Source organism: Quadrisphaera sp. GCM10027208, from assembly GCF_042658805.1.
Classification (GTDB): Bacteria; Actinomycetota; Actinomycetes; order Actinomycetales; family SCSIO-59966; genus SCSIO-59966.
Genome location: NZ_JBHSRC010000006.1, coordinates 188,674 through 198,448 on the forward strand (window position 1 = coordinate 188,674; position 9,775 = coordinate 198,448).

Below are 9,775 nucleotides of genomic sequence, written 5' to 3' on the forward strand. Positions count from 1 at the left end.
GATCCGCACGTCCTTGCCGTAGCCGGCAAGCCGGTCGGCGTACAGCTCAGCGTCGTGGCGGCGACTGAAAAAACGCATCCGCACGTCGGGCCGTGCGCCTTGTCGTCGCCAGCGGACCGCGAAGACGCGCCGACCGGTCGGCGGGAACACGCTCAGCTCGCCCGGGTCGCAGCGGCGTACTGGTCCTCAATCCACGACTCGACGTCGGACTCCTTGTAGACGACGCGGCCGCCCAGTTTGAAGCTCTTGGGCCCGGTGCCCTTGTGCCGGTAATAGCGGAGCGTCGGAACGGGCACGGTGGTCCGCACCGAGACCTCTTCGATGCTGAGCAGCCGGTCCATGTTCAACCACATCCCTCATCGATCCTCCGCGGGAATCCCACGCGTGTAAGTCATCACAGCAGCGACACGCAGCGAAGTCAAGCCGCGCCACCTTCGCGGTCCGTGCTAGCGTTGACGACTGTGGAGATTGATGAAGAGGGCAGCCCCAGGTGGGAGCCCGACCTTGAGGCCGTCATCGGGGGGAACATCCGCCGGCTGCGCGAGGCACGAGGGCTGAGTCAGCGGCAGCTGTGCGCCGAGCTCGTGCTGCACGGCCTGTCCTGGCACCAGACGACGCTGAGCAAGGTGGAGGCCGGCGACAAGCCGTTGAGGGTCAACGAGGCAGCTGCGCTCGCGTCGTACTTCGACGTCCCGGTGGAGTCGCTGTGGGACGAGCCCGAGCTCCAAGCAGCGCAGGACGAGGTCCAGATGAGCATCATCCGGGAGCGGAACCTGCGTATGGCCGAGGAGCGGGAGCGCCGCCAGCTGGAAAGGGCCAGGGACAATCAGGCAATCGCTGAGCGCAGGATCTCCGAGATCCGCCAGCAGCTCAAGGCCGAGTGGCTCCGGCAGGAGGCAGCGAAGGTGAGGTACAGGAATCTCCTGCGGGAGCGCGACCGAAGGGCGGGTGAGCGTCGTGGCCAGCATCGCGAAGCGCAGTGACGGCCGCTGGCGGGCCCGGTACCGGGATGCCGCCGGCAAGGAGCACGCCCGGCACTTCACCCGGAAGGTGGACGCTCAGCGCTGGCTCGACGAGGTCACGGCGGCGGTCGTCACCGGACAGTACGTGGACCCGGCGACAGCCCGCACGACCGTCAGCGAGTGGTGCCGGACGTGGCTCGACGGCTACTCGACACGCAAGCCGTCGACGGTGCGCCAGGCCGAGGTCCACATCCGGCAGATCGAGGCGGCCTTCGGGTCGATGCAGCTGTCCGCGGTCCGACCGTCCCAGGTCCGCTCGTGGACCTCTCGCCTGCGCGCCGAGGGCCTGTCGGAGTCGTACGTCTACGCGCTGCACGCCCGACTGTCACAGGTCATGGCGGACGCCGTCCACGACGGCATCCTGGCCCGCAACCCATGCTCGAGGCGGACGTCTCCCGGGGCCGGCAAGCAGCGGCCCTACGTGGCGACCACCGAGCAGGTCTGGGCCCTGTACGAGGCCTTCCCGGAGCACCTGCGGGTGGCGGTCCTGCTCGGTGCCTTCGTCGGTCTGCGGGTGGCTGAGGCCTGCGGTCTACGGGTCGCGGACGTGGACTTCATGCGCGGCGTGGTCCTCCCGGTGCAGCAGTACCCGGGGGAGACGCTCAAGACGGAGACCTCGCGGACGCCGGTGCCGATCCCGGCCGAGCTCGCGGTCGAGCTGTCAGCGTCGGTGGCGGCGTGGCCGGGGGAGACCGTCGTCACGGACGGCATGGGCGGGCCGGCCTCGCCGTGGGCGGTGGAGCGAGCAGTCCGGTCGGCTCGCAAGCGGATCGACCTGCCGGAGGGGTTCCGCTTCCACGACCTGCGTCACTACCTGGCCAGCCTGCTCATCGGCTCCGGTGCCGACGTGAAGGTCGTGCAGGCGCGGCTCCGGCACGCGAGCGCCAAGACGACGCTCGACACCTACGGGCACCTGTGGCCGGACGCGGACGAGTCCGCACGGGCCGCTGTGGGTGCGGTCCTGGCGGCTCGTGCGGACTGTCTGCGGACTAGCCGAGCCTTCGCGGGGTAAACCCGCAGGTCAGCGGCCTGTAGAGGTCAGATGTCGAAGTAGAGCTCGAACTCGTGCGGGTGCGGGCGCAGCCGGATGGGGTCGACCTCGTTCCGCCGCTTGAAGTCGATCCAGGTCTCGATGAGGTCGGGGGTGAACACGTCCCCCTCGGTGAGGTAGTCGTGGTCGTCCTCGAGCGCGTCGAGCACGGCCGGCAGCGACGAGGGCACCTGGTCGATGGCGGCGTGCTCGTCGGGCGGCAGCTCGTAGAGGTCCTTGTCGACCGGCTCGGGGGGCTCGATCCGGTTGCGGATCCCGTCCAGGCCGGCCATGACCATCGCCGAGAACGCCAGGTACGGGTTGGACGACGGGTCCGGCACCCGGAACTCGATGCGCTTGGCCTTGGGCGACGTCCCGGTGACCGGGATGCGCACGCACGCCGAGCGGTTGCGCTGGGAGTACACGAGGTTCACCGGTGCCTCGTACCCCGGCACCAGCCGGTGGTAGGAGTTGACGGTCGGGTTGGTGAACGCGAGCAGTGACGGGGCGTGCCGCAGCAGGCCGCCGATGTACCAGCGGGCGGTGTCGGACAGGCCGCCGTAGCCGCGCTCGTCGTAGAACAGCGGCTCGCCGTCCTTCCACAGCGACTGGTGGCTGTGCATGCCGGATCCGTTGTCGCCGAACAGCGGCTTGGGCATGAACGTCACCGTCTTGCCGGCCCTCCACGCCACGTTCTTCACCACGTACTTGAAGATCATCAGCTGGTCGGCGGCGTGCTTCAGCGTGGAGAACCGGTAGTTGATCTCCTGCTGCCCCGCGGTGCCGACCTCGTGGTGCGCCCGCTCGACCTGCAGCCCGACGGCCTGGAGGGTGGTCGTCATCTCGTCGCGCAGGTCGGCGAAGTGGTCGACCGGCGGCACCGGGAAGTAGCCGCCCTTGTACCGGGTCTTGTACCCGCGGTTGCCGCCCTCCTCGGCGCGGCCGGTGTTCCAGGCCGCCTCGACGGAGTCGATGAAGTAGTACCCGGCGTTCTGCTTGGTCTCGAAGCGCACGTCGTCGAAGACGTAGAACTCTGCCTCCGCACCGAAGTACGCCGCGTCGGCGATCCCGGTGTTGCGCAGGTGCGCCTCTGCCTTCGCGGCGATGGTGCGCGGGTCGCGGGCGTACGGCTCGTCGGTGAACGGGTCGACGATCGAGTGGTTGATGACGAGGGTCTTGCGCTCACGGAACGGGTCGACGAACGCGGTCGCGGCGTCCGGGACGAGCTTCATGTCCGACTCGTGGATGGCCTGGAACCCGCGGATCGACGAGCCGTCGAACATCAGCCCGTCGGTGAACGCGCTGGAACCGAACGACTCCGCCGGCATGTTGAAGTGCTGCATCACCCCGGGCAGGTCGCAGAACCGCACGTCGACGAACTCCACGTCGTCGTCCTTGAGGTAGCGCAGCACCTCGTCGGCGTCCTTGAACATCGATCCTCCTTGTCACCCTCGGCGCGGTCCGGCCGTGGTGGCGTGAACCTAGGCAGCCGTAGTTTCCCGCCGGTGTCCCGAGTGTTTCACCGCCGTTACGGTGCCTGCCGCGAGCCTCCACGGCGCCAGTAGGCTGGCGCCGTGGTGAGTCGCCGGGACGTGGGGTCGTGGATCTCGGGGCCCTCCAGCGTGGCGCAGGGCCGGGACGACGACTGGCCCGGACGCCGGCTCGGCCGCCCCCGGCAGGGGGCCGGCTCGGTCGCCCGGGTGGGCCGCCGGCTGCTGGCCGTCGGAGTCGACTGGGCTCTGGCGTCGGCGATCTCCGCGGCGTTCCTCGACGGCGACCCGTGGGGCACCCTCGCGGTCTTCGGCCTGGCCCAGCTGGTCCTCGTCGGCACCCTCGGGATGGGCGTCGGCCACGCCCTGCTCGGGATGCGGGTGGTGCGCCTGGACGGCGGGTGGGCCGGACCGGGGCGAGCCGCGGTGCGCACCCTGCTGCTCTGCCTCGCCGTCCCGGCCCTGGTCTGGGACCGCGACCAGCGGGGGATGCACGACCGGGCCGCCGGGACGGTCCTCGTCCTGCGCTGAGCGCACGGTGACGCAGCAGGCGTCACGAACGAGCCGGCACGCAGGGCCGCAGCCGGGCCTCCTCAGCGGCCCCGCATCTGCTTGCGGTTCGGCCGCACCCGGAACGGGTCGATGCCCTGCGGGATCGGCGGGCGCAGCCCGCCGAGCGAGCGCAGCCGCTTGACGACCTGCGCCACCTCCGCCTTCGTCAGCTGCCGCTTGAGCTTCTGCACCTGGCGGGGGACCTTGCGCAGCGGCACCTGGCCCTCGCCGTTGCCGGCCTGGATGACGTGCACGGGGACACCGGGCAGGACCCGGGCGACCTTCCTGCGCTCCGCCTCGAGCAGCCTGCCGACCCGGTGCGGTGGCCCGTCACCGACGAGGACGACGCCCGGGCGCCCCACGACCCGGAACACCGAGTCCTGGGTCCGGGGGTCGACCGCAACCGGCTCCTCCTCGACCGTCCAGCCGCGGCGCAGCACCCGCAGCGCGGCGCCGGCGGCACCCGGCTGGCCCTCAATCTGGGTGAACGCGGCGCGCTCGGCCTTGCGGGCAAGGATCCACGTGACGGCGAGCAGCGCCAACGGCAGACCCAGGATGGTGGCGTAGGGCACCTGCTCGGTGAGCACCCCGATGAGCACCGCGACGCCGAGGACGGCGACGAAGGCACCGAGCATCCACCAGGTCACCGACCGGTCCGCCTGCCGGGTCATCCGGTAGACGGCGCGGATCTGGGCGAACCAGCCCTGCTTGCCGTTCCTGCGGCGCCGGCGGAACCGTCCGCGGCGAGGCGACTCGGTGTCGGTGCTCGTCGGCATGCAGGTGAGGATACGGCGGTCAGCGACCGACCAGGCTCGCGGCCTCCTGTCGGGCGCTGCCCGCCGTCGCCAGGTGCTGCAGCGCGTCCGGCAGCGTCTCGCCGCGGCGCTGCATCGCCTGCGCCCACAGCCGGCCGGCGCGGTAGGAGGAGCGGACCAGCGGCCCGGCCATCACCCCGGCGAAGCCGATCCGCTGAGCCTCCTCGGACAGGGCGACGAACTCCTCCGGCTTGACCCAGCGCTCCACCGGGTGGTGCCGGACGCTGGGGCGCAGGTACTGGGTGATGGTGACCAGGTCGCAGCCGGCGTCGTGCAGGTCCTGCAGCGCCTCGACCGCCTCCTCGTAGGTCTCGCCCATGCCGAGGATCAGGTTCGACTTCGTCACCAGCCCGTCCTCGCGCGCCCGGGTGAGCACCGACAGCGACCGGTCGTACCGGAAGCCCGGCCGGATCCGCTTGAACACCCGGGGGACGGTCTCGAGGTTGTGCGCGAGCACCTCCGGGCGGGCCGAGAACACCTCGGCGAGCTGGTCGGGGACGGCGTTGAAGTCGGGGATGAGCACCTCGACCCCGGTGCCCGGGTTGAGCCGGTGGATCTCCCGCACCGTCTCGGCGTACAGCCAGGCCCCGCCGTCTGGCAGGTCGTCGCGGGCCACCCCGGTGACGGTGGCGTACCGCAGGCCCATCGCCTGCACCGACTCGGCGACCTTGCGCGGCTCCTCGCGGTCGAGCGCTGCGGGGCGACCGGTGTCGATCTGGCAGAAGTCGCACCGGCGGGTGCACTGGTCACCGCCGATGAGGAACGTCGCCTCCCGGTCCTCCCAGCACTCGAAGATGTTCGGGCAGCCGGCCTCCTCGCAGACGGTGTGCAGACCGTCCTTGTGCACGAGGTTCTTCAGCTCGGCGTACTCCGGGCCCATCGTGGCGCGGGTCCTGATCCACGACGGCTTCTTCTCGATCGGGGTCTGCGCGTTGCGCGCCTCCAGGCGCAGCATGCGGCGGCCCTCCGGTGCGACAGTCACCGCACCAGCCTAAGCCCGGCCGACCGGCCCCGCCGAGCCCCTCTCGTAGGGTGCGGCCATGGACCTGCGCATCTTCACCGAGCCCCAGCAGGGCGCCACCTACGACGACCTGCTCGCCGTCGCCAGGACCGCCGAGGACGCCGGTTTCGACGGCTTCTTCCGCTCGGACCACTACCTGGCCATGGGTCGCGACGGCCTGCCCGGACCGACCGACGCGTGGACGTCGCTGGCCGGCCTGGCGCGGGAGACCAGCCGGCTGCGACTGGGGACCCTCGTCACGTCGGCGACCTTCCGGGCGCCCGGGGTGCTCGCCGTCCAGGTGGCGCAGGTGGACCAGATGTCCGGCGGGCGGGTCGAGCTGGGGCTCGGGGCCGGCTGGTTCGAGGCCGAGCACCGCGCCTACGGCATCGAGTTCCCCGACGTGCGGGAGCGGTTCGACCGGTTCGCCGAGCAGCTGGAGCTGATCACCGGGCTGTGGTCGACGCCGGTGGGGGAGCGGTACTCCTTCTCCGGCGAGCACTACACGATCAGCGACTCCCCGGCACTGCCCAAGCCGGTGCAGCCGCGGGTGCCGATCATCATCGGTGGGTCCGGCAAGCGGCGCACCCCGGCGCTGACCGCCCGGTACGCCACGGAGTTCAACGCGAACTTCACCTCGGTGGAGCAGACCGCCGTCCAGTACGAGCGGGTGCGGGCCGCCTGCGGGCAGGCCGGTCGCGACCCCGGCGAGCTGACCTGGTCGGTGGCGCTCGCCGTCGTCCTGGGCGCCACCGACGCCGAGGTGCGCCGGCGCGCCGACGCCATCGGCCGGGACGTCGCCGAGCTGCGAGCCAACCACCTCGCCGGCACCCCGGACGAGGTCGTCGACCGGCTGGGCCGCTACGCCGAGGTCGGATGCACCCGGGTGTACCTCCAGGTGCTCGACCTGGCCGACCTGCGGCACCTCGAGGAGATCGCCGGGTCCGTGCTGCCGCAGGTCGCCTGAACGGGCTCAGCCGGCGGCGGGCACCGCCGCCGGCAGGGTGCGCTCCAGGTGCCGCTCGACCACCGGGAGGGCATCGGCGACCCGAACCGGACGGCCCAGCTCGGCGGTCAGCGAGGTCACCCCGGCGTCGGGGATCCCGCACGGCACGATCCGGGAGAACGAGGTGAGGTCGTTGTCGCAGTTGAGGGCGAACCCGTGCATGGTCACCCCCTGCGCGACCCGGATGCCGATCGCGGCGACCTTGCGGGCCGGGCCGGCGTCGTCCGCCGGCACCCACACCCCGCTGCGGCCCTCCACCCTCTCGGCGGCCAGCCCGAGCTCGGCGCACACGTCGATGAGCACCTGCTCCAGCCGGCGCACGTAGGCCACCACGTCGACCGGGTCCGGCAGCCGCACGATCGGGTAGCCGACCAGCTGGCCGGGCCCGTGCCAGGTGATCTTGCCGCCGCGGTCGACGTCGATCACGGGTGTGCCGTCGAACGGCCGCTCGTGCGGCTCCGTGCGCTTGCCGGCGGTGTAGACCGGTGGGTGCTCGAGCAGGAGCACGGTGTCCGGACGCTCCCCGGCCACCACCTGGGCGTGCACCCGGCGCTGCAGGTCCCAACCTCTGCGGTAGTCGACGGCGTCCTCGCCGAAGCCGACGTGCTCGAGCTGCATGAGTGTCAGGTTACGCGCCGGCGCCGCGAGCAGGCTGAAGGGTCGCGACGAGCTCGGGGCGGAGGCGGTGGCCACTTGCGCGCCGATGTGGAGGAGGATGCGGCTGGTGGTGATGCTTCGCGTCGGACTGGTCGGCTACGGCGACGCCGGCCGGGGCATCCACTCCCCGCTGCTGCGCCGGGCCGGAGCCCGGGTCACGGCGGTGCAGACCCGCCACCCCGGGCGGTCGGCGGCCGCCGTGGCGGACCACCCCGGTGTCCAGGTGGTCTCCTCGCTCGCCGAGCTGCTCGACACCGGCCCGGACGTCGTCGTCCTGGCCTCCCCGAGCGGAGTGCACGCCGCGCAGGCGCTGGCCTGCGTGCGGGCCGGCGTCCCGGTCGTCGTCGACAAGCCGCTGGCCACCGACGCGGCGTCGGCCCGGACGGTCGTGCAGGCCGCGGAGCAGGCCGGCGTGCCGCTCACCGTGTTCCAGAACCGCCGGTGGGACGGCGAGCATCTCACCCTGCGCCGGCTGCTGGCCGACGGGGCGCTGGGCGAGGTGATCCGGTTCGAGCGGCGGTGGGAGCGCTGGCGACCGGTGCCCAAGGACCGCTGGCGGGAGAACGCCGCCCCCGCCGACGGGGGCGGGCTGCTGCTCGACCTGCATACCCACCTGGTGGACTCCGCCGTCCAGCTGCTCGGACCGGTCACCGCGGTCTACGCCGAGCTGGCCGCTCGGACGACGCCGGCCGAGGACGACGCCTTCCTCGCCCTGACCCACCTCAGCGGTGCCCGCAGCCACCTGGGTGCGCTGTCCCTGGCGGCGGCACCCGGTCCGCGGACCCGGGTCCTCGGCACCCGCGCCGCGTACGTCGCGACGTCCTTCGAGGCCGAGCCGACCGCCTTCGCGGACCTCGCCGACCTCGACGACGACCACGCCGGCTGGCTCGTGGCCGGTGCCGACCGCACACCGGTCCGTCGCGAGCCCGGTCACCACGCGGACTTCTACGCCGCCGTCGCCCGCGCCGTCCTCGGCGGCGGCGGGCAGCCGGCGATGCCGGTGCAGCCGTGGGACGCCGTGCACGTGCTGGAGGTGATCGACGCCGCGCGGGTGAGCGCGGCCGAGGCCCGGGTGGTCCGGCTCGACCGGTGAGGTCGCGGAGCGCCGGGTGCCGCCAGGGCCTGTGGACGACGGCCGCGGGAGACCGCCCGGATCCGCTGGACTGGGGCGATGGACGTCAGCGACGGACACCACAGCGGCCGGGCCGACGACCCGGCCCCCAGCGACCCGGCCCCCGGCGACGCCGGGGTCCCCTTCGTCCCCGGGTACCGGACCGGGCGGCTGCTCGGGTTCGGGTCCACCGGGGAGGTGTGGGCGGCCGAGCACGAGCCGACCGGCGAGCCGGTGGCTCTCAAGGTGCTCCGCCGGCCCGACGACGACGCCGACCGGCTGCTGGCCGAGACCGCACTGCTGCGCCGGGTCCACCACCCCCACCTGGTCCGGCTGCGAGAGGTCGCCCGGGCGCCGGGCTACGGCCCTGCGCTCGTGCTCGACCGGGCACCGGGCGGCAGCCTCGCCGCGCTCGTGGCCGCCCGTGGCCAGCTGGACGTCGAGGAGGTCGTCACCCTCGTCACCCCGCTCGGCGGCCTGCTCGCAGAGCTGCACGAGCAGGGACTCGTGCACGCTGACGTCGCGCCCGGCAACGTGCTGTTCGGGGACGACGGCCGTCCCCTCCTCGGGGACCTGTCCGCAGCCTGCCTGGCGGGTGTGGGACCGCTCACCGGCGAGCCGCCGGTCGGGACACCGGGCTACCGCGACCCCGCACTGGCCGCGGGCGACCTGCCCACCCCGGCGAGCGACGTCCACGGCCTCGCGGCGGTCGCCTGGTTCGCGCTGACCGGCCGGGCTCCCGAGCCGGTGGAGGAACGGCTGCCGCTGACCCTGCTGCGCCCCGACGTGCCCGACCGGCTGGCCACCGTCCTGCACCGGGCGCTGGACCCCGACCCGGGCGCGCGCCCCGACCCGCGGGACCTTGCCGCCGGCTGCTTCGCCGCGGCGCCGGCGCTGCCCGTGCGCATCGTGGCGTCCGACCCGGCTGCCCCTCCCGCCGAGCTCGTCACCCACCGGCTGCGCCGGGCCGCGGCGGCCCAGGACCCGGTGCTGCCGGCACCCGGCCGCAGGTCCGCGGCCGGGACCCGGCGCCGTCGCCGCGGCGCGCCGCCGCGGCGGCGTGCCTGGGCGGCCCCGCCCACGACAAGTCGG

At 73.1% G+C, this 9,775-nt stretch carries 11 protein-coding genes; 6 read left to right on the top strand and 5 right to left on the bottom strand.

All coding sequences use genetic code 11. The annotated features are described in order from the left end of the window. Positions 1-152 precede the first annotated feature (152 nt). The gene (locus tag ACFP6A_RS11560; RefSeq protein WP_379603671.1) at positions 153-341 is read right to left on the bottom strand and encodes a helix-turn-helix transcriptional regulator; all 189 of its coding nucleotides are present in this window, start codon (positions 339-341) and stop codon (positions 153-155) included. A 102-nt stretch (positions 342-443) separates the two neighbouring features. Here ACFP6A_RS11560 and ACFP6A_RS11565 point away from each other — a divergent pair, with 102 nt between their 5' ends. Together ACFP6A_RS11565 and ACFP6A_RS11570 are read left to right on the top strand one after the other, a co-directional pair. After that, complete coding sequence (locus tag ACFP6A_RS11565; protein ID WP_379603673.1) at positions 444-983, top strand: helix-turn-helix domain-containing protein; 540 nt, start codon at positions 444-446, stop codon at positions 981-983. Next, positions 958-2,034 (top strand): tyrosine-type recombinase/integrase, encoded by a 1,077-nt coding sequence (locus ACFP6A_RS11570; RefSeq protein ID WP_379603675.1) that lies wholly within the window; start codon positions 958-960, stop codon positions 2,032-2,034. The genes ACFP6A_RS11565 and ACFP6A_RS11570 overlap by 26 nt, the downstream gene beginning before the upstream one ends. A gap of 26 nt (positions 2,035-2,060) precedes the next feature. On the opposite strand, the gene glnA is transcribed toward ACFP6A_RS11570, so the two are convergent. Beyond that, complete coding sequence (gene glnA, locus ACFP6A_RS11575; RefSeq protein ID WP_379603676.1) at positions 2,061-3,485, bottom strand: type I glutamate--ammonia ligase; 1,425 nt, start codon at positions 3,483-3,485, stop codon at positions 2,061-2,063. Between the two features lie 141 nt (positions 3,486-3,626). On the opposite strand from glnA, the gene ACFP6A_RS11580 reads away from it, so the two are divergent. Further along, positions 3,627-4,073 carry an RDD family protein gene (locus ACFP6A_RS11580; protein ID WP_379603678.1) on the top strand — a complete coding sequence of 149 codons (447 nt, stop codon included), beginning with the start codon at positions 3,627-3,629 and terminating at the stop codon, positions 4,071-4,073. Between the two features lie 62 nt (positions 4,074-4,135). Here ACFP6A_RS11580 and ACFP6A_RS11585 read toward each other — a convergent pair whose 3' ends face one another. Both ACFP6A_RS11585 and lipA read right to left on the bottom strand, forming a co-directional pair. Further along, on the bottom strand, positions 4,136-4,870 hold the full coding sequence (locus ACFP6A_RS11585) for a DUF4191 domain-containing protein (RefSeq protein WP_379603680.1): 735 nt from the start codon (positions 4,868-4,870) through the stop codon (positions 4,136-4,138). A 19-nt stretch (positions 4,871-4,889) separates the two neighbouring features. Next, the gene (gene lipA / locus ACFP6A_RS11590) at positions 4,890-5,891 is read right to left on the bottom strand and encodes a lipoyl synthase (RefSeq protein WP_379603681.1); all 1,002 of its coding nucleotides are present in this window, start codon (positions 5,889-5,891) and stop codon (positions 4,890-4,892) included. 58 nt (positions 5,892-5,949) lie between these two features. On the opposite strand from lipA, the gene ACFP6A_RS11595 reads away from it, so the two are divergent. Continuing rightward, on the top strand, positions 5,950-6,876 hold the full coding sequence (locus ACFP6A_RS11595; RefSeq protein ID WP_379603682.1) for an LLM class F420-dependent oxidoreductase: 927 nt from the start codon (positions 5,950-5,952) through the stop codon (positions 6,874-6,876). Between the two features lie 6 nt (positions 6,877-6,882). Here ACFP6A_RS11595 and lipB read toward each other — a convergent pair whose 3' ends face one another. After that, positions 6,883-7,533 carry a lipoyl(octanoyl) transferase LipB gene (lipB, locus tag ACFP6A_RS11600; protein WP_379603683.1) on the bottom strand — a complete coding sequence of 217 codons (651 nt, stop codon included), beginning with the start codon at positions 7,531-7,533 and terminating at the stop codon, positions 6,883-6,885. A 112-nt stretch (positions 7,534-7,645) separates the two neighbouring features. Here lipB and ACFP6A_RS11605 point away from each other — a divergent pair, with 112 nt between their 5' ends. Further along, positions 7,646-8,665, top strand: a complete 1,020-nt coding sequence (locus ACFP6A_RS11605; RefSeq protein WP_379603701.1) for a Gfo/Idh/MocA family protein — start codon at positions 7,646-7,648, stop codon at positions 8,663-8,665. Positions 8,666-8,743: 78 nt separating this feature from the next. Continuing rightward, positions 8,744-9,775 (top strand): serine/threonine-protein kinase (locus ACFP6A_RS11610; protein WP_379603685.1); only part of this gene is annotated, 1,032 nt, incomplete at its 3' end.

Bases quoted from the DNA above. Each gene is read 5' to 3' on its own strand.
- ACFP6A_RS11605 (WP_379603701.1), top strand. From the start codon at position 7,646: ATGCTTCGCGTCGGACTGGTCGGCTACGGCGACGCCGGCCGGGGCATC.
- lipB (WP_379603683.1), bottom strand. From the start codon at position 7,533: ATGCAGCTCGAGCACGTCGGCTTCGGCGAGGACGCCGTCGACTACCGC.
- ACFP6A_RS11560 (WP_379603671.1), bottom strand. From the start codon at position 341: ATGGACCGGCTGCTCAGCATCGAAGAGGTCTCGGTGCGGACCACCGTG.
- ACFP6A_RS11585 (WP_379603680.1), bottom strand. From the start codon at position 4,870: ATGCCGACGAGCACCGACACCGAGTCGCCTCGCCGCGGACGGTTCCGC.
- ACFP6A_RS11595 (WP_379603682.1), top strand. From the start codon at position 5,950: ATGGACCTGCGCATCTTCACCGAGCCCCAGCAGGGCGCCACCTACGAC.
- glnA (WP_379603676.1), bottom strand. From the start codon at position 3,485: ATGTTCAAGGACGCCGACGAGGTGCTGCGCTACCTCAAGGACGACGAC.